Origin of the sequence: Streptomyces sp. NBC_00620 (genome assembly GCF_026341825.1) — a bacterium.
Classification (GTDB): domain Bacteria; phylum Actinomycetota; class Actinomycetes; order Streptomycetales; family Streptomycetaceae; genus Streptomyces.
The window spans coordinates 65,051-82,310 of sequence record NZ_JAPENY010000001.1 but is presented as its reverse complement, the minus strand read 5'-3'; the positions used below and the strand labels follow the sequence as shown (position 1 = coordinate 82,310).

The window sequence follows — 17,260 nt, the reverse complement described above, 5'->3', positions numbered from 1 at the left end:
GGTCGCAAGTCTCTCCAAACGAGCACCGTCCATCCGCCGAACGGGGCCCCCGGGGAATGGTGTCAGATCACCGGCGGAGCACGGGCCGATGCCCCGACGCTCGTCCCGCCCGTCCCCCGAAAACCTGGACCCCGGCCCTCGAATCCCAATGAAAGGAACCCGGGCCGCCCCGAAGAGGCGGCGGCCGTGCCCAACCCTACCGGCCCATATGTACGAGGGTCAGTGCTCAGGTGACTCAACAGGCGCCGAAGTGACCAGTTCTGTCAGGACGCCATGGCAATCCTTTGGATGCAGGAAGGTGATCCGGGAGCCCATCGACCCGATCCGGGGCTCGTCGTACAGCACTCGTACGCCCTTGTCCTTGATGTCCGCGGCATCGGCGTCCACGTCCGCGGTGCCGAAAGCGATGTGATGGACGCCCTCGCCGTTCTTGGCCAGCCACTTCGCGACGGTGGAGTCCTCGCGGGTGGGTTCGAGCAGCTGGAGGTAGGAGGCGCCGCCGTCGGACGTCTCGTTGATCTTGAGCATGGCCTCGCGTACGCCCTGCTCCTCATTGACCTCGGAGTGGTAGACCTCGAAGCCGTACGTGGCCCGGTAGAACTCGACTGTCTTGTCGAGGTCGAAACAGGCGATCCCAATGTGGTCGATTCGCGTCAGCATGGAGTCAGTGCAGCGCTCCTGAGGTGGTTACGCAACGTGCGCGCGATCACACTCCACGCCGGATGACGGGTGGCCTACCGCTCAGTACATTCAAGTAAACCCTCGTTCACACTCCTCAGCTGTGCAGCTGAAAGGGGATCGCACCTCATGTCTGGAACGAACAGCACGACCTCGGTGATCGTCGCGGGCGCCCGTACGCCCATGGGACGGTTGCTGGGCTCGCTGAAGTCCTTCTCCGGAGCCGACCTCGGCGGCTTCGCGATCAAGGCCGCCCTCGACCGTGCGGGCATCGGCGGCGACCAGGTGCAGTACGTGATCATGGGCCAGGTGCTCCAGGCCGGGGCAGGGCAGATCCCGGCACGCCAGGCCGCGGTCAAGGCGGGCATCCCGATGAGCGTCCCCGCCCTCACCATCAACAAGGTCTGCCTCTCGGGCCTCGACGCCATCGCGCTCGCCGACCAGCTCATCCGTGCAGGTGAGTTCGAGATCGTCGTCGCCGGCGGCCAGGAGTCCATGACCAACGCGCCCCACCTCCTCCCGAAGTCCCGCGAGGGCTTCAAGTACGGCGCGATCGAGATGCTCGACGCCATGGCGTACGACGGCCTGACCGACGCCTTCGAGAACATCGCCATGGGCGAGTCGACGGAGAAGCACAACACCCGCCTGGGCATCGCCCGCCCCGAGCAGGACGAAGTTGCGGCCCTCTCGCACCAGCGCGCGGCCGCCGCTCAGAAGAACGGCATCTTCGAGGCGGAGATCACCCCCATCGAGATCCCGCAGCGCAAGGGTGAGGCCGTCGTCTTCAGCAAGGACGAGGGCATCCGGGCCGAGACGACGGTGGAGTCGCTGGGCAAGCTGCGCCCGGCCTTCACCAGGGACGGCACGATCACGGCCGGCACCTCGTCCCAGATCTCGGACGGCGCCGCGGCCGTCGTGGTCATGAGCAAGGCGAAGGCGCTGGAGCTGGGCCTCGACTGGATCGCCGAGATCGGCGCCCACGGGAACGTCGCCGGACCGGACAACTCGCTCCAGTCGCAGCCGTCCAACGCCATCCTGCACGCCCTGAAGAAGGAGGGCCTGGACGTCTCGGCTCTCGACCTGATCGAGATCAACGAGGCCTTCGCGGCGGTCGCCGTGCAGTCAATGAAGGACCTCGGGGTGTCCACCGACAAGGTGAACGTCAACGGCGGAGCCATCGCCCTGGGTCACCCGATCGGGATGTCCGGCGCGCGGCTCGTACTGCACCTCGCCCTCGAACTGAAGCGGCGGGGCGGCGGTGTGGGCGCCGCCGCGCTGTGCGGTGGCGGCGGTCAGGGTGACGCGCTGATCGTGCGGGTACCCAAGGGCTGAGTATTTCTGCTCGTACGTCTCTACTCGGATCTACTCGGAACGGAGCTGTGATGGAGGACGTCGCCTCACTGGTGGCCCAGGCCAGGGAAGGCCGGCCGCGGGCCGTGGCCCGGCTGATCTCCCTGGTGGAGGGGGCGTCCGAGCAACTCCGCGAGGTCATGGCCGCGCTCGCCCCGCTCGCCGGGAACGCGTACGTCGTCGGACTCACCGGCTCGCCCGGCGTGGGCAAGTCGACGTCCACGTCGGCGCTGGTGACCGCGTACCGGCGGCAGGGCAAGCGGGTCGGCGTCCTCGCGGTCGACCCGTCCTCGCCGTTCTCCGGAGGCGCGCTGCTCGGCGACCGCGTGCGGATGTCCGAGCACGCCTCCGACCCCGGTGTGTACATCCGTTCCATGGCGACCCGGGGCCACCTCGGCGGGCTCGCCTGGGCGGCCCCCCAGGCGATCCGCGTCCTGGACGCGGCGGGCTGTGACGTGGTGCTCGTCGAGACGGTCGGTGTCGGGCAGTCCGAGGTCGAGATCGCCTCGCAGGCCGACACGTCCGTGGTGCTCCTCGCCCCCGGCATGGGCGACGGCATCCAGGCGGCCAAGGCCGGCATCCTCGAGATCGGCGACGTGTACGTCGTCAACAAGGCGGACCGGGACGGGGCGGACGCCACGGCCCGTGAGCTGAACCACATGCTCGGCCTCGGCGAGTCCCGCGGCCCCGGTGCCTGGCGTCCCCCGATCGTCAAGACGGTCGCTTCGCGGGGCGAGGGCATCGACGAGGTCGTCGAAGCGCTGGAGAAGCACCGGGCGTGGATGGAGGAGCACGGGGTGCTCACCGAGCGCCGTCTCTCCCGGGCCTCCCACGAGATCGAGACGATCGCGGTCACCGCGCTGCGGCAACGGATCGGCGACCTCCACGGGGACCGACGCCTCGGCGCACTCGCGGAGCGGATCGTGGCGGGGGAGCTGGACCCCTACCGGGCGGCGGATTCGCTGGTGGAGGGGTTGAGGGAGGGCTGAGGTATTGGGTTTTTCGCCCCCTCCGCCCCTACCCCGTCCCTTGCTTCCGGGCTACGCCCGGTGTCAGCCCGTCCGGCGTTTGAGGACGAGCGCGTCAGCGCGATACGGGGGTTTGGGGGCGGAGCCCCCAAGTGACGGGAACGGGTAGGGGCGGAGGGGGCGAAAAAACCCTCCTCAACCCCCGGCCCCCGCTGTTAAGTTGATCCCCATGTTCCTCCTCATGGCATAGGGCCCGCCCAGGCCGCGACCACCGCGGCACTCAGGCGCCCCCTTCCGCCCTCTCGCCGAGGAACACACCCATGCCCGCGTCACCTCCGCGGCGGCCTTCGTACGCCGCCGTCCTCCGCATCCCCCACGCCCGCCGCACCTTCACCACCGCCCTGGTCGGCAGACTGTCATACGGCATGGTCTCCCTGGCCATGATGCTGACAGTGACCCGCGCGACCGGGTCGTACGCCGTGGCCGGCACGGTCCTGGCGCTGTTCGGCGCCATGAGCGTGTTCCTGTCGCCCGCGAGGGCGGCCCTGATCGACCGCTACGGCCCGCGCCGCGCCCTCATCCCCATGGCCTCGCTCTACGCCACCCTGCTGGGAACCTTCGCCGCGACCGCCTGGCGCCCAGGAGCACCGACGGTGGTACTCGGCGCGCTGGCCGTAGCGGCGGGCGCCTGCACGCCCCCGCTCGGCCCCACGCTGCGCGCCGTGTGGAGCGAAGTCGTCGAGGACCGGCTGCTGTTGCAGCGCGCGTACAGCCTGGACGGCGTGGCGGAGGAACTCCTGTTCGTCTCCGGGCCACTGCTGGTGGGCGGGGTCGTGCAGTTCGCACCCCCGGCCGCCGGAGTCGCGCTCAGCGCCGTGCTGGTGTGGACGGGAACCCTCGGGTTCGTCCTGTCGCCGGCGGTGGCGGGCGTAAGGCCCGCCGCGGCGAAGGCAGGGCGCCCGCGTGCGCGGTTGCGCGGCGGCCGGGCCCTCGCACAGCCCGTCGTCGTCGCGGCGGGCGTCGGCCTGGCGCTGGGCGCACTCGACCTGCTGGTCATGGCCTTCGCCGAGCAGCGCCATCACGGGGACGACGTGGTGGCCTGGGTGCTCGCCGCACTGTCCGCGGGCAGCGCGCTGGGCGGGCTGCTGAACGGTGCCGTCGACTGGCGTACGTCCGCCCGGGTACGGCTGCCGCTGATGGCCGGGGGAGTGGGGCTAGCCCTGCTGGCCGCCGGGCTCGCGCCGGGCCTCGGCACGCTGACCCTGGCTGTGGCCTGCGCCGGCTTCTTCGTGGCCCCGGCACTGACCACGTCCTACCTGATCGCGGACGAGGCGGCACCACCGGGCTTCCGCACCCAGGCGGGCGCCTGGGTCAACACCGCGGTGAACGCCGGGAGTTCGGCCGGTGCCGCGGGGGTGGGCCTGCTGGTCGGCAGGCTGTCGCTGGGCTGGTGCTTCGCGGTGGCGGGCGGTGTGGCCCTGGTGGCGGGTCTGGTCTCCGTACGGGGTGCACGCGCCGCGTCCGCCCCGCAGGGGGCGCCCATGGATCCGGCGAAGACCAGTCCCGTCTGACCCCCGCGCCCCTTAAGGGGCGCGGGGCTGTGACATTTGCGGCTCCGCCGCGTGGGCGCGACCAGCCACAGCGGACCCGCAGCCAAAGACAGCCCCTCTACGCGGAGCGCTACGGCTTGCCCCGCTGCCCCCGCAAATGCTCTGCGATCGGCGTCAGCGTCTTGTGGAGTTCCTCAAGCGCCTCCGGTGACAGCAGGTCCATGAAATGCCGTCGCACCGACGCCACATGGTGCGGCGCGACCTTCCGCATCGTCTCCATGCCGTGCTCGGTGAGGACCGCGTACAGCCCCCGCCGGTCGGACTCGCAGTTCTCGCGGCGCACCAGGTCCGCGTTCTCCATGCGCGTGATCTGGTGCGAGAGGCGGCTCTTGGACTGGAGGGTGGCGGATGCGAGGTCGCTCATCCGCATCCGTACGCCCTCCGACTCGGAGAGGTTCACGAGGATCTCGTAGTCGTTCATGGTCAGGCCGAACGGTTGCAGGTCCCTTTCGAGCTGGTAGGTCAACAGCCTGTTGACCTCCAGCTGGGTGCGCCAGGCACACTGCTCCGCATTGGTCAGCCAGCGCGTGGCCGTCTCGGTCTCCATAAGTGAAGTCTACCTAAAATGTTGAAAGGCGAACTAGTGAGGGTTGTGTGACTACGCGCACGCGTTCGACGTCACACTCCGCAGACTACCGTTCACAGCCCGAAGCGACGCTGGAGGTCCCCCAGCTGTCCGGGAAGGCGCGGTGCGCCGGCTTGCTGTCCGTGCTGACCCGGCACCCCGCCCCCGCCGGGCACTCCGGCCTGCTGCGGGACCGCGCCCGTGGCCTGCTCGGCCATGAGGGTTTCGGTGGACTGGAGCAGCACCGTGCCCGCCCCCACGAACTCGAACTGGTGCTCCTCCCCGGAGGCCCCGCCGACGCCCGTCATCGCACGTAGACCCCCCATCAGGCCTGTCATGTACCCGTGGTCGTAGTGGTGGCACGGAGAGGGGCAGTCCGCCCAGCCGACCAGGGCCTGCGGGTCCACCCGGATCGGGGGTTCCATGAACACCACCGGACCGTTGGAGGCGGCCACAAACTTGCCCGTTCCGATAAGGGTCAGGAAACCCGGCACGATCGACTGCTTCAGCGCGAGACTTGGCTGAAAAGCGAGCAGGTTGCCCGAGCGAATGGTCAGGTTGCCGTTCTCCAGGTCGTACGAATTGACGTCGAAGGCCCGGTCGGCGAGGAGCATCTTGCCCGAGCCCTCCGCCACCACCCAGTCGCTTGCGTGCAGAGGCGAATGAAAGGACGTACGGACAAGTCGGTCGAGCCGGCCGTGTCCGATGCCGTTGAAGGAGATCGACCCGTAGTAGGCGATCATCTTGCCCTTCTGCAGGAACCACTGGCTCCCCTTGAGTTCCACGCAGAAGGTGTAGTTGTTCACGTTGTCGTCGACGGGCAGTGTCATCGGGTCGTGGACGACCGGCCCCGAAGCCCCGTATCCGCTCACAGCTTCTCCTCCGAGGCCTGGACGTACACCGCGCCGTTGCCGCTCAGCTCCAGCTGGAACGCCTCGCCCGAGCCGCGGCCCACCATGTCGCGCCAGCCGAGCGCCGTGGACAGCTTGTTGCGTACGTCGCCGTGGTGGGCGACATACGCCTGCGGGTCCACGTGCACCGGGCGCTGCGGGGTGATCGGGATCTCGAAGACGCCTCCGTGCGCCATGACGGCGACCGCGCCGTGCCCCTTCAGGGTCGTTGTGAAGAGCCCCTGGCCCGTCACCTGACCGCGCACCATGCCCATCACCCCGCCCTGCGAGCCCATGAACATCGTGCCCTGCTGGAGCGTGCCGTCGAAGGCGAGCAGCCGGTCCGCCTCCACGTACAAGGTGTCGCCGGTGAGGCCGATCACCTGGATGTGATGGCCGCCGTGCCCGAAGAGCACCGTGCCGGAGCCCTCGACCGTCATCAGCGGTGTCGCCTCGTTCGCCAGGCGGCGGCCGAGCATCGACATCACACCGCCCTGGCCGCCCTGGATGTTGGGCGTGAAGGACACCTCACCCTTGTACGCGAGCATCGCCCCGCGCTGGCTGAACATCCGCTGCCCCGGCATGACCGTGGCCTCGACCATCTTCGAGTTCACTTCGCGGAAGGGCATGTCACACATCCCCCGCGATCGTGTTCCGCTCACTGGGCTGCACATAGACCAGTCCGTCGCCCTCGAAGCGGATCTGGAAGGCCTCGCCGCCACCCTCACCCATGAACGTGCGGAAGGTCACACCGGACTGGAAGGACTGCCGCACATTGCCCTGATGCGCGATGTACGCACCCGGATCGACCGTCAGCGGATACTGCGAACTCACCCGCAGCACCACCGCCGGGCCGTCGGACATGATCGCCGCCTGCCCGTGCCCCTCGACGGTCGTCGTGAACAGCCCGTTGCCCTGGGTGGCACCGCGCATGCCGGTGAACGAGGTGCCGGTCCGCAAGCCGGCGTCCGTCACCAGCAGATTGCTCGACTCGACGTACAGCTTGTCCCCCTGGAGATTCACGAGGTTGATCTCGGAGGCCCGGTCCGCGAACCAGCAGGTCCCGTGCCCCTTCACCTCCATCACCGTCATCTGCTCACCGGTGAGACGCCGGGTCACCATCCCCCGTACGCCCTCACCGCCGCCGCTCATCTTCTTGAAGGCCATCTGGCCGTCGTACGCCACCATCGAGCCGTTCTTCGCCTTCACGGCGTCCCCGGTCATGTCGACGGCCAGCACCTTGCTGCCTTGAAGTCGGAACATCGCCACGCTGCGAAGGTAGCGGCCGGGTGCGGTCCGACAAAAGGGTCTACGGGTGGATCTCATCCCTGATCGGACCCCTAGGGGTGCCGGGAGCGGACCCCGTGGCCCGGTACCGTCCAGCCGTTTGCCACAATGGACGCAAGTTTGTGCTTGTGTTCACAAACTGTCGGCCGACGTCTCCCACCGAAGGTGACCCGTGGATCTCAAGACAGCTTCCGCCCTCCGCCGCCTCCGTCTGGTCTCCGTGCCGGAGGGCATCTCCTGGATCCTGCTCGCCGCGTGCACGGTCATCAAGTACACGGTCGCCAAGGGCTTCGACGTCGCCCCGGTGCTCGGGCCGATCCACGGCGTGCTGTTCATCCTGTACGTGATCTTCTGCCTGGACGCCTGGAACCGCACCAAGTGGAACGCCGGGACCGGCTGGCTCTACCTCGCGTACTCGATCATCCCCGGCGGCGGCTTCATCGCCGAGCGCAGGCTGCGGCGCGAGGCCGAGAACGCGGTCATCGCCTCCCGCGCCCGGCGCGAGGGAGTGGTGGAGACGTCATGATCGTCGCCTTCTCCGTGACACCGCTGGGTGTCGGCGAGGACGTGGGGGAGTACGTCGCCGACGCCGTCCGGGTCGTACGCGAGTCGGGGCTGCCCAACCGCACCGACGCGATGTTCACCTCGATCGAGGGCGAGTGGGACGAGGTGATGGCCGTGGTCAAGCGAGCCGTCGCCGTCGTCGAGGAGCGCGCCCCGCGCGTCTCGGTCGTCCTGAAGGCGGACATCCGCCCCGGTGTGACGGACGGTCTGACGTCCAAGGTCGAAACGGTGGAACGCCACTTGTCCGCGTAGGACTCATGCGCTGAGACCCCGGTCCTTCTGGGCCGGGGTTTTGTTGTGTCCGGTCCAGCGGGCCGAATTACCCCTTCGGACGCGCCCAGTTCGACACGCCGCCAAATGTCCACTTGTGTATGGGTATCGGCTCGTTCGATCACCGGACAAGTTCAATCACTGGAGGGCGCTGTGCGGCCCGAGGGCTACGAATACGACACCTACAGCCGTCTCGCCGGACCGCTGACGCAGCCGTCCGGCCCGGCGTACCAGGTGCAGTACACCAAGCTCCTCTCGCGAGAGCCGCACCGAATACGCGCCATCCTGCTGATGACCTTCGCGCCGATCCTCACCGGCGTGCTCCTCGTCTACCTGGTGTGGCCGAGCCACTGGGTGGAGCGCGAAGGCGGCGCACGCTGGCTGGTCGGCCTCGACATCACGATGCTCATAGCCATCGGGCTGATCGAGCTCTTCATGGTCGTCAACGTGATCAGCATCGCGCACGCCACGATGGTGGCCCGGGACCCGATACCGGTCATGGCCCAGGAAGGGACACGGGTCGCCTTCCTCACCACGTACGTCCCCGGCAAGGAACCCCTCTCCATGGTCCGCGCCACCCTCGAAGGCGCCGTCCGGGTCACCCACACAGGACCCGTGGACGTCTGGCTCCTGGACGAGGGCAACGACGAACAGGCCAAGGCGCTCTGCGCGGAACTCGGCGTCCAACACTTCACCCGGTTCGGCGTCCCGGACTGGAACCGCGACAAGGGCGCCCACAAGGCCCGTACCAAACACGGCAACTACAACGCGTGGATCGCGATGCACGGCGCCGAGTACGAGTTCTTCGCCTCCGTGGACACCGACCACGTCCCGCTCCCCAACTTCCTTGAACGGATGATGGGTTACTTCCGGGACCCCAACGTGGCCTTCGTCGTCGGACCGCAGGTCTACGGCAACTACGAGAGCCCCGTCACCAAGGCGGCCGAGTCCCAGCAGTTCCTCTTCCACGCGCTGATCCAGCGCGCCGGCAACTGCTACCGCGCCCCCATGTTCGTCGGCACCAACAACGTCGTACGCATCGCGGCCGTCCGCCAGATCGGCGGCCTGTACGACTCCATCACCGAGGACATGGCCACCGGGTTCGAGCTGCACCGGCACAAGAACCCGCGGAGCGGGAAGCACTGGCGATCCGTCTACACCCCGGACGTGCTCGCCGTCGGTGAGGGGCCCGCCTCCTGGACGGACTTCTTCACCCAGCAGATGCGCTGGTCGCGAGGGACGTACGAGACGCTGTTCAAGCAGTACTGGAAGGCGCCGTTCACGATGCCTCCGGGCCGCCTCTTCTCGTACACGATGATGCTCGTCTACTACCCGATGACGGCCGTCAACTGGCTGCTGGGCATCATGAGTTGCTTCCTCTTCCTGTGGTTCGGGGCGTCCGGCACACAGGTCACCGCGTCCGTCTGGCTGATGCTCTACAGCGACGCGGCCGCCCTCCAGATCGGCCTCTACCTCTGGAACCGGCGGCACAACGTCTCACCGCACGAACCCGAAGGCTCGGGCGGACTCGCGGGGATGGCGATGTCGGCCCTCTCCGCACCGATCTACCTGAAGTCGCTGGGCGAAGCCCTGATCCGCCGCCCCAGCCGCTTCGTGGTCACCCCCAAGGGCGGCGAGGCCAACCCCGACCGGCTGCTGACCTTCCGGATCCACCTCACCTGGGCGGCGCTCCTCGGCGTCTCACTCGCCGCGTCGGTCGCCCTCGACCACACCCACGCGGCCATGCGCACCTGGGCGCTCCTTGCCATGGGCATCTCACTCGCCCCCGTCGGAGTGTGGATCTCCACCCTGCTCAAGGAACGCAGGGTCCGGCCGGTGCCCCACGCGACGACCGCACGGATCCCCGAGTCCGCCGAGCCCGCCCTCGCGACCAGCGGCAGCACCGCCAAGGTCACCAGCTCCACGACAGGAGGTAACTAGGCCATGGCCTACCAGCCCTCGCAGAAGACGAAGAAGACCGTGCTGGGCATCGGCGGCATAGTCGTACTCGCCGGACTCAACGCCCCCGCGGCACTCGACTTCGCCGGCGAGAAGTACTACGAGTACAAGATCGCGCAGCCCGGCTACAAGGCCAAGTACGGCTCCTGGAGCCACCTCGACATCCCCGACGACTACCGCACCAACGCCATCCACGCCGCCCTGCTGCACACCGGCAAGGTGCTGATCGTCGCGGGCTCGGGGAACGAGAAGCGGAAGTTCGACAAGGGGTCCTTCGACACCGTCCTGTGGGACCCGACGACCGACACCTTCAAGAAGATCGCCACTCCTGACGACTTCTTCTGCTCCGGGCACGCCCAACTCCCCAGCGGCAGAATGCTGGTGGCCGGCGGCACCGCCCGCTACGAGCTGCTCGAGGGCGAGGTCGAACGGGCCGGCGGCGGTATGCGGGTGAAGAACGAGAACCCCGACAAGGCGGTCCTCCTGAAGAAGGGCACCCGCTTCCGCTCACCCGCCGGCGTCGAGTACGTCAGCAAGGTCGACGTCACGGTCCCCAAGGCCAAGCGCACACAGAAGATCACGTACAACCGTGCGGGCGTCATGCAGCCCTGGAAGACCAAGGTCCTCGCGAGCGAGTCCCGCGTCTTCGTGGAGGCCACCGAGGACGGCCCGACCTCGGCCACCGACAAGCAGGCCCAGTACGAGATCGTCGGTCTGAAGGGCAAGGACGCCGACAACACGTACGGCCTCTCCGAGAAGATCACCCTGGAGAAGCAGGACTTCCAGGGGATCAGAGCCGCCTACGAGTTCGACCCGAAGGCCGAGAAGTACTTCCCCGTCGACCCGATGCAGAAGGCCCGCTGGTACCCGACGCTCGTCGGCCTGGAGGACGGGCGCGTCCTCGCGGTCTCCGGCCTCGACGACGTCGGCGTGATCGACCCCGGTGACAACGAGATCTACGACCCGAAGACCAAGAAGTGGACGCCGGGCCCGAAGCGGTACTTCCCGACGTACCCCGCGCTCTTCCTCACCAAGGGCGGCAAGCTCTTCTACCCGGCGTCCAACGCCGGTTACGGGCCCGCCGAGAAGGGCCGCGAGCCCGGCATCTGGGACCTGAAGACCAACAAGTTCGAGAAGGTCCACGGCCTGCGGGACCCGGAGGAGACGGAGACCTCCGCCTCCCTCCTGCTGCCGCCCGCGCAGGACCAGAAGGTGATGATCCTCGGTGGCGGAGGCGTCGGCGAGTCCAAGAAGTCGACCCCGCGCACGGCCGTCGTCGACCTCAAGAAGGGCAGCCCCTCCTTCGAGGACGGCCCCAACCTCCCCCAGGGCACCCGGTACCTGAACAGCGTGATCATGCCGGACGACTCCGTCTTCACCACCAACGGCTCCGAGGACTACCGCGGCCGCAGCGCCAGCAACATCCTCAAGGCGCAGTTCTACGACCCCAAGGCCAACTCCTTCTACGAGGCCGCCTCCCCGAAGGTCGGCCGCAACTACCACTCCGAGGCACTGCTGCTGCCCGACGGCCGCGTCGCCACCTTCGGCTCCGACCCGCTCTTCGACGACCAGCAGAACACCAAGCTCGGCCACTTCGAGCAGCGCATGGAGATCTTCACCCCGCCCGCCCTGCACAAGAACGGCAAGAACCGCCCCGTGCTGGGCGACGGCCCGCAGACACTCGACAGCAAGCGGCGCGCGACTTACCCGACCGAGTATCCGGAGCGTGTGGTCAAGGCCCGGCTGATGCGGCCGAGCGCGGTCACGCACACGACGGACGTCGAGCAGCGGTCCATCGAACTCGGGCTCACCAAGACCAAGAACTCGGTCACCGTGGACGTACCGAGTGACCGGGCGTTGGTGCCGCCGGGTTGGTACATGCTGTTCGTGACGGACGGGGAGGGGACGCCGTCGGAGGCGAAGTGGATCCAGGTCAAGTAACAGATGACAAGTGACAGATGACGGATATCAGATTCTGAAATCTGTTATCCGTCATCTGCTGCCGACCGTTAAGCCTTGGAGTTGCGCGCCAGCCCCAACGCGTAGTCCGGCCACCACTGCCCCGCCGCCGGCCCGCCTCGGCACTGCCCGTCCGACTCTCCGGGCCGCTTGATCCACAGATAGGCGTCGAGGGCGGACTCCCCGGTCTCTGTGGTGGGCCGGGTGCCCAGCGCCCGGCCGGGCGGATTGCACCAGGCCTCGCTGCGGTCGCCGCTCAGCGGCCCGTTGCCGTTGCGGCTGGTGTCGACCACGAAGTGCTTGCCGCCGAGGTCCTGCGACAGGTGGACGCCGTACTCCTTCGTCACCGCGTCCGTCTGGAAGTTGGAGACGTTCAGCGAGAAGCCGTCGGCCTGGGCGACCCCTGCGCGTTGCAGCGGCTCGACGAGTTTCCAGGGCTCCTCGATCCAGGCGGGGTTGCCGGCGTCGAGGTACACCTTGGTGTTGGGTTGCTGCTTCAGCCGCACGATCGCCTCGGAGAGCAGCTGCTCGCGCTCCGCGTGGTACTCACCCGGGGTGCAGCCGTCCACGATGTGCGCGACGGCGTCGGGTTCGAGGACCACGAGAGCCTTGCTGTCGCCCAGCGCGTCCGCGAAATTCCCGATCCACTCCCGGTAGGCGCTCGCGTCGTAGGCCCCGCCCGCGGAGTGCTGCCCGCAGTCGCGGTGCGGGATGTTGTACGCCACGAACACCGCCGTCCGCCCCTCCTGCGTGGCTGCCGAGGCCGCCGCCCTGATCGTCGCCCCCGGGTCCTCGCCCGCGGGCCACAGCGCGGCCGGCTGGTCCGCGATCCGCTTCAGCGACTCGGCGTCCTGCGCGCGCCCCTGTCTGTTCCACATCTCCATCTGCTGGGCGGCGGGACTGGCGGGATCGACCCAGAAAGGGGACCGGGACTGCGTGGTGGGCGTCGCGTCCTGGGGCGCGCGCCGCACGACGGAGGCCTCGTCGACGCCTGTCATGGACGAGCAGCCCGCCGCGAGCCCGAGCGCCGCGAGTGCCGCGAAGGTACGGATCAGCCGGGACATCCTGCCCCCTTGAGCGAAGGTGACTATCAGTGACGATTCATCAGTAATCGTTACATAGGGCGCTTAATCGACATGGATACGACACTGGGGCGGCGAGGTCCGGACGGTGTTCTGCCAGGCGTTCCGGGGCCGGGGACCGAAACGCGAGACGGGGCTGACCACGATGTGACCGGCCGGTAAGGTCTTTGGCGTGTCGAAGCCGCTCAGCCTTGCCTTTGATCCCATCGCCCGTGCCGACGAGCACTGGAAGCAGCGGTGGGGCTCTGTGCCGTCCATGGCGGCGATCACCTCGATCATGCGCGCGCACCAGATCCTGCTCGCGGAGGTGGACGCGGTGGTGAAGCCGTACGGGCTGACGTTCGCGCGGTACGAGGCGCTGGTGCTGCTCACGTTCTCCAAGGCGGGCGAGCTGCCGATGTCCAAGATCGGTGAGCGGCTCATGGTGCATCCGACGTCCGTGACGAACACCGTGGACCGGCTGGTGAGGTCCGGGCTCGTCGACAAGCGCCCCAACCCCAACGACGGGCGCGGCACGCTCGCCTCCATCACCGAGAAGGGCCGCGAGGTCTGCGACGCGGCCACCCAGGACCTGATGTCGATGGACTTCGGGCTCGGGGCGTACGACGCCGAGGAGTGCGGGGAGATCTTCGCGATGCTGCGGCCGCTGCGGGTCGCCGCGCGGGACTTCGACGAGGAATAGCCTCCTCCGGTACGGGTCGGGGGTGCCCGAAGATCGCCCGGAGTGCCTGGTTACGCTCATTGGCATGAAGAAGAGCGTGCTGACCCGCTACCGGGTGATGGCCTACGTCACCGCCGTGATGCTGCTGGTGCTGTGCACCTGCATGATCTTCAAGTACGGCTTCGACAAGGGAGAGGACCTCACGCTCGTGGTCTCGCAGATCCACGGCGTGCTCTACATCGTCTACCTCGTCTTCGCCTTCGATCTGGGCTCCAAGGCGAAGTGGTCGTTCGGCAAGCTGGCGTGGGTGCTGATCTCGGGCACCATCCCGACCGCGGCCTTCTTCGTCGAGCGCAAGATCACCCGCGAGCTCGAGGGCAGCCTTGTGGACGGCGCTCCCGCGGTCGCCAAGGCGTAATCGCACAACCTCTGCCGCCGTATGGGCAACCTACGGCGGTCAGCCATCGACATTTACTAGGACGTCCTAGTAAATTCGAAGGTATGGACGCTGACGCCATCGAAGAGGGCCGCCGACGCTGGCAGGCCCGGTACGACGCCGCGCGTAAGCGCGACGCGGATTTCACCACGCTCTCCGGCGATCCCGTGGAGCCGGTGTACGGGCCGCGGCCCGGAGACACGTACGAGGGCTTCGAGCGGATCGGCTGGCCGGGGGAGTACCCCTTCACCCGCGGCCTCTACCCGACCGGCTACCGAGGGCGCACGTGGACCATCCGGCAGTTCGCCGGGTTCGGGAACGCCGAGCAGACCAACGAGCGCTACAAGATGATCCTCGCCAACGGCGGCGGGGGCCTGTCCGTGGCCTTCGACATGCCGACGCTCATGGGGCGGGACTCCGACGACCGGCGTTCGCTCGGCGAGGTCGGGCACTGCGGGGTCGCGATCGACTCGGCGGCCGACATGGAGGTCCTCTTCCAGGACATCCCGCTCGGCGACGTCACGACATCGATGACGATCAGCGGGCCCGCCGTGCCCGTCTTCTGCATGTACCTGGTGGCAGCCGAGCGGCAGGGCGTGGACCCCGCCGTCCTCAACGGCACGCTCCAGACCGACATCTTCAAGGAGTACATCGCGCAGAAGGAGTGGCTCTTCCAGCCCGAGCCGCACCTGCGCCTCATCGGCGACCTGATGGAGCACTGCGCCGAGCGGATCCCCGCCTACAAGCCGCTCTCCGTCTCCGGCTACCACATCCGCGAGGCCGGCTCGACGGCCGCGCAGGAGCTCGCGTACACCCTCGCCGACGGGTTCGGATACGTCGAACTGGGACTCTCGCGCGGTCTCGACGTGGACGTCTTCGCGCCCGGACTGAGCTTCTTCTTCGACGCGCACCTCGACTTCTTCGAGGAGATCGCCAAGTTCCGGGCGGCGCGGCGGATCTGGGCGCGCTGGATGCGGGACGTGTACGGGGCGAAGTCGGAGAAGGCGCAGTGGCTGCGCTTCCACACGCAGACGGCGGGGGTCTCGCTGACCGCTCAGCAGCCGTACAACAACGTGGTGCGTACGGCGGTGGAGGCACTGGCGGCGGTCCTCGGCGGCACGAACTCGCTGCACACCAACGCCCTGGACGAGACGCTCGCGCTGCCCTCGCAGCAGGCCGCGGAGATCGCCCTGCGTACGCAGCAGGTGCTGATGGAGGAGACGGGCGTGGCCAATGTGGCCGACCCGCTGGGCGGTTCCTGGTTCGTCGAACAGCTGACGGACCGGATCGAGGCGGACGCCGAGAAGATCTTCGAGCAGATCAGGGAGCGGGGGCTGCGCGCGCACCCGGACGGACAGCACCCGATCGGTCCGATGACCTCCGGCATCCTGCGGGGCATCGAGGACGGATGGTTCACCGGGGAGATCGCCGAGTCCGCGTTCCAGTACCAGCGGTCCTTGGAGAAGGGCGACAAGCGGGTCGTGGGCGTGAACGTCCACCACGGCTCCGTCACCGGCGACCTGGAGATCCTCCGGGTCAGCCATGAGGTGGAGCGGGAGCAGGTACGGGCGCTCGGCGGCCGCAAGGCCGCGCGGGACGGCGCGGCGGTACGGTCCGCACTGGACGCCATGCTGGCCGCCGCCCGCGACGGCTCCAACATGATCGGTCCGATGCTGGACGCGGTCCGGGCGGAGGCCACGCTCGGGGAGATCTGCGACGTCCTCCGGGACGAGTGGGGGACGTACACGGAGCCGCCGGGCTTCTGACCCCGGCGCCGCGCACGACGCGACCAGGAACACCCCACGGCCGCTCTCGGCGCCGATCACCGGCGCGGGGAGCGGCCGTAGGTAGTCGTACTCATGACCGGCTGCCGCCGGGCCGGGACGATGGGCCGTGATGGCGGACCCGGCCGGTGCCGGGCGGGGCAACTGGGGGACGGTATGGGGAAGTTCCTGATCGGTGTGTGCGCTGTGTTCGCGACGGTCGGAGCGCTCGTGCTCGCGTACGCGGTGGGTGCGCCGCTGTCCGTGGTGCTGGGGGCCGCGGCGGGGGTGGTGAGCCTGCTCTGGCTGCTCGTTCTGCTGACGGTGCCGTGGAATCTCTATTTCCGGGCCCATTCGGTGCTCGCCGAGATCGCGGTGAGCCGGGAGAAGGGGCTGGTGGTCTCGAAGGAGCGGGACGCCGAGGCCGCGAGGATCGCGCGCGTGATGCTTCGGGCCGCCATCGCCGGGCACCTGGTGACGGCGGGCCTCGTCGTCGCGGTCACCGCCGCCACGGGCAACGCCACCGGCTACTGGTTCGCCGGCTTCTTCCTGCTGAGCACGGTCTTCCGCCCCGCGGGCGCCTACTTCGCCCAACTGCGGCGACGCCTCGGCACGCTGCTGAAGGACGTGACGTATCCGCGCGACGACGTGGTCGAGCTGCGGGGGAATGTCACGCGCCTGGTGACGGGCGTGCGGGTCCTGGAGGAGAAGACCGAGGAGCAGTACCGCTCCCTCGCCGAACTGCGGCGCACTGTCGATGCCTTGGGCGTCTCGGTGTACGAGCGCGCCGATGACGCCGACCGGAAGATCGCCGCGCTGGGGCGGGAGTTCGAGGCCACGGTGAATCGCCTGACCAACAACGAGGAGATCATCGCGGGGTTGAAGGCGTTTCTGCGGTTGCTGCGGGCGGGGGACGGGGTGGAGGGGGGTCGGTCGGTGCGGGGGTTCTAGGACTTGGCGCTGGCGCTGGGGTGCGGTGGCTGCCGGGAATGTTCAGCGGACCGCTCAGGGAGGGCGCGATTCCGTTCAACAGCCGCCCGGCGCGCACCCTTTCCACCAGCCCATCGGGCTCGAGTCGCCTTGGACGGTCTCGTATGCGATTGGGTTCCATCCCCAAGGTAAAGAGACGGTCAAGCCGTAGTTTGTTTTGTCAGTTTGTGTCGCTCCCTGGGGTCTTGATGGAGAGTTCTTGACCTTCCCGTGAAGATCACGGCGTGA

General features: G+C 68.4%; 17 protein-coding genes. 11 read left to right on the top strand and 6 right to left on the bottom strand.

What is annotated here, in order from left to right:
• Positions 1–219: 219 nt before the first annotated feature.
• Positions 220–660, bottom strand: coding sequence for a methylmalonyl-CoA epimerase (gene mce, locus OG246_RS00350; RefSeq protein ID WP_266454169.1), 441 nt, complete (start codon positions 658–660; stop codon positions 220–222).
• Positions 661–807: 147 nt separating this feature from the next.
• On the opposite strand from mce, the gene OG246_RS00345 reads away from it, so the two are divergent.
• From OG246_RS00345 to OG246_RS00335, 3 genes are all read left to right on the top strand, one after another.
• Entirely contained in the window at positions 808–2,010 is a 1,203-nt protein-coding gene (locus tag OG246_RS00345) for an acetyl-CoA C-acetyltransferase (protein ID WP_266454167.1), read from the top strand.
• 50 nt (positions 2,011–2,060) lie between these two features.
• A complete protein-coding gene (gene meaB / locus OG246_RS00340) occupies positions 2,061–3,017 on the top strand; it encodes a methylmalonyl Co-A mutase-associated GTPase MeaB (protein WP_266454166.1) in 957 nt (318 codons plus the stop codon).
• Between the two features lie 299 nt (positions 3,018–3,316).
• The gene (locus OG246_RS00335) at positions 3,317–4,567 is read left to right on the top strand and encodes an MFS transporter (protein ID WP_266454165.1); all 1,251 of its coding nucleotides are present in this window, start codon (positions 3,317–3,319) and stop codon (positions 4,565–4,567) included.
• Between the two features lie 109 nt (positions 4,568–4,676).
• Here the strand turns inward: OG246_RS00335 and OG246_RS00330 are convergent, their stop codons facing one another.
• From OG246_RS00330 to OG246_RS00315, 4 genes are all read right to left on the bottom strand, one after another.
• Positions 4,677–5,153: a MarR family winged helix-turn-helix transcriptional regulator gene (locus tag OG246_RS00330; RefSeq protein WP_266454163.1), complete on the bottom strand. Its 477-nt coding sequence runs from the start codon at positions 5,151–5,153 to the stop codon at positions 4,677–4,679.
• Between the two features lie 92 nt (positions 5,154–5,245).
• Positions 5,246–6,043 (bottom strand): AIM24 family protein, encoded by a 798-nt coding sequence (locus tag OG246_RS00325; protein WP_266454161.1) that lies wholly within the window; start codon positions 6,041–6,043, stop codon positions 5,246–5,248.
• Entirely contained in the window at positions 6,040–6,690 is a 651-nt protein-coding gene (locus OG246_RS00320) for an AIM24 family protein (RefSeq protein ID WP_266454160.1), read from the bottom strand. The genes OG246_RS00325 and OG246_RS00320 overlap by 4 nt, the downstream gene beginning before the upstream one ends.
• A 1-nt stretch (position 6,691) precedes the next feature.
• Positions 6,692–7,324: an AIM24 family protein gene (locus OG246_RS00315; protein WP_266463721.1), complete on the bottom strand. Its 633-nt coding sequence runs from the start codon at positions 7,322–7,324 to the stop codon at positions 6,692–6,694.
• A 196-nt stretch (positions 7,325–7,520) separates the two neighbouring features.
• Here OG246_RS00315 and OG246_RS00310 point away from each other — a divergent pair, with 196 nt between their 5' ends.
• The 4 genes from OG246_RS00310 to OG246_RS00295 all read left to right on the top strand — a co-directional run bounded on the left by OG246_RS00310 (position 7,521) and on the right by OG246_RS00295 (position 12,082).
• Positions 7,521–7,874 (top strand): DUF3817 domain-containing protein, encoded by a 354-nt coding sequence (locus OG246_RS00310; RefSeq protein ID WP_266454159.1) that lies wholly within the window; start codon positions 7,521–7,523, stop codon positions 7,872–7,874.
• Complete coding sequence (locus OG246_RS00305; protein ID WP_261707197.1) at positions 7,871–8,164, top strand: MTH1187 family thiamine-binding protein; 294 nt, start codon at positions 7,871–7,873, stop codon at positions 8,162–8,164. The genes OG246_RS00310 and OG246_RS00305 overlap by 4 nt, the downstream gene beginning before the upstream one ends.
• Positions 8,165–8,335: 171 nt before the next feature.
• A complete protein-coding gene (locus OG246_RS00300; protein WP_266454157.1) occupies positions 8,336–10,123 on the top strand; it encodes a cellulose synthase catalytic subunit in 1,788 nt (595 codons plus the stop codon).
• A 3-nt stretch (positions 10,124–10,126) separates the two neighbouring features.
• On the top strand, positions 10,127–12,082 hold the full coding sequence (locus OG246_RS00295) for a galactose oxidase-like domain-containing protein (RefSeq protein WP_266454156.1): 1,956 nt from the start codon (positions 10,127–10,129) through the stop codon (positions 12,080–12,082).
• A 68-nt stretch (positions 12,083–12,150) separates the two neighbouring features.
• On the opposite strand, the gene OG246_RS00290 is transcribed toward OG246_RS00295, so the two are convergent.
• Positions 12,151–13,164, bottom strand: a complete 1,014-nt coding sequence (locus tag OG246_RS00290; protein WP_266454155.1) for a glycoside hydrolase family 6 protein — start codon at positions 13,162–13,164, stop codon at positions 12,151–12,153.
• Between the two features lie 190 nt (positions 13,165–13,354).
• Here OG246_RS00290 and OG246_RS00285 point away from each other — a divergent pair, with 190 nt between their 5' ends.
• The 4 genes from OG246_RS00285 (at position 13,355) to OG246_RS00270 (ending at position 16,993) form a co-directional block, all read left to right on the top strand.
• Positions 13,355–13,864, top strand: a complete 510-nt coding sequence (locus OG246_RS00285) for a MarR family winged helix-turn-helix transcriptional regulator (RefSeq protein ID WP_266454154.1) — start codon at positions 13,355–13,357, stop codon at positions 13,862–13,864.
• A gap of 64 nt (positions 13,865–13,928) precedes the next feature.
• Positions 13,929–14,261, top strand: coding sequence for a DUF3817 domain-containing protein (locus tag OG246_RS00280; RefSeq protein WP_266454153.1), 333 nt, complete (start codon positions 13,929–13,931; stop codon positions 14,259–14,261).
• Positions 14,262–14,344: 83 nt separating this feature from the next.
• Positions 14,345–16,045 (top strand): methylmalonyl-CoA mutase, encoded by a 1,701-nt coding sequence (locus tag OG246_RS00275; RefSeq protein WP_266454151.1) that lies wholly within the window; start codon positions 14,345–14,347, stop codon positions 16,043–16,045.
• A 174-nt stretch (positions 16,046–16,219) separates the two neighbouring features.
• Complete coding sequence (locus tag OG246_RS00270; RefSeq protein ID WP_266454149.1) at positions 16,220–16,993, top strand: hypothetical protein; 774 nt, start codon at positions 16,220–16,222, stop codon at positions 16,991–16,993.
• The last annotated feature ends 267 nt before the right edge of the window (positions 16,994–17,260 follow it).

Excerpts from the sequence above, each read along its gene's own strand:
- mce (WP_266454169.1), bottom strand. The coding sequence starts at position 660 with ATGCTGACGCGAATCGACCACATTGGGATCGCCTGTTTCGACCTCGAC.
- OG246_RS00345 (WP_266454167.1), top strand. The coding sequence starts at position 808 with ATGTCTGGAACGAACAGCACGACCTCGGTGATCGTCGCGGGCGCCCGT.
- meaB (WP_266454166.1), top strand. The coding sequence starts at position 2,061 with ATGGAGGACGTCGCCTCACTGGTGGCCCAGGCCAGGGAAGGCCGGCCG.
- OG246_RS00335 (WP_266454165.1), top strand. The coding sequence starts at position 3,317 with ATGCCCGCGTCACCTCCGCGGCGGCCTTCGTACGCCGCCGTCCTCCGC.
- OG246_RS00330 (WP_266454163.1), bottom strand. The coding sequence starts at position 5,153 with ATGGAGACCGAGACGGCCACGCGCTGGCTGACCAATGCGGAGCAGTGT.
- OG246_RS00320 (WP_266454160.1), bottom strand. The coding sequence starts at position 6,690 with ATGCCCTTCCGCGAAGTGAACTCGAAGATGGTCGAGGCCACGGTCATG.
- OG246_RS00315 (WP_266463721.1), bottom strand. The coding sequence starts at position 7,324 with ATGTTCCGACTTCAAGGCAGCAAGGTGCTGGCCGTCGACATGACCGGG.
- OG246_RS00305 (WP_261707197.1), top strand. The coding sequence starts at position 7,871 with ATGATCGTCGCCTTCTCCGTGACACCGCTGGGTGTCGGCGAGGACGTG.
- OG246_RS00295 (WP_266454156.1), top strand. The coding sequence starts at position 10,127 with ATGGCCTACCAGCCCTCGCAGAAGACGAAGAAGACCGTGCTGGGCATC.
- OG246_RS00290 (WP_266454155.1), bottom strand. The coding sequence starts at position 13,164 with ATGTCCCGGCTGATCCGTACCTTCGCGGCACTCGCGGCGCTCGGGCTC.
- OG246_RS00280 (WP_266454153.1), top strand. The coding sequence starts at position 13,929 with ATGAAGAAGAGCGTGCTGACCCGCTACCGGGTGATGGCCTACGTCACC.
- OG246_RS00275 (WP_266454151.1), top strand. The coding sequence starts at position 14,345 with ATGGACGCTGACGCCATCGAAGAGGGCCGCCGACGCTGGCAGGCCCGG.
- OG246_RS00270 (WP_266454149.1), top strand. The coding sequence starts at position 16,220 with ATGGGGAAGTTCCTGATCGGTGTGTGCGCTGTGTTCGCGACGGTCGGA.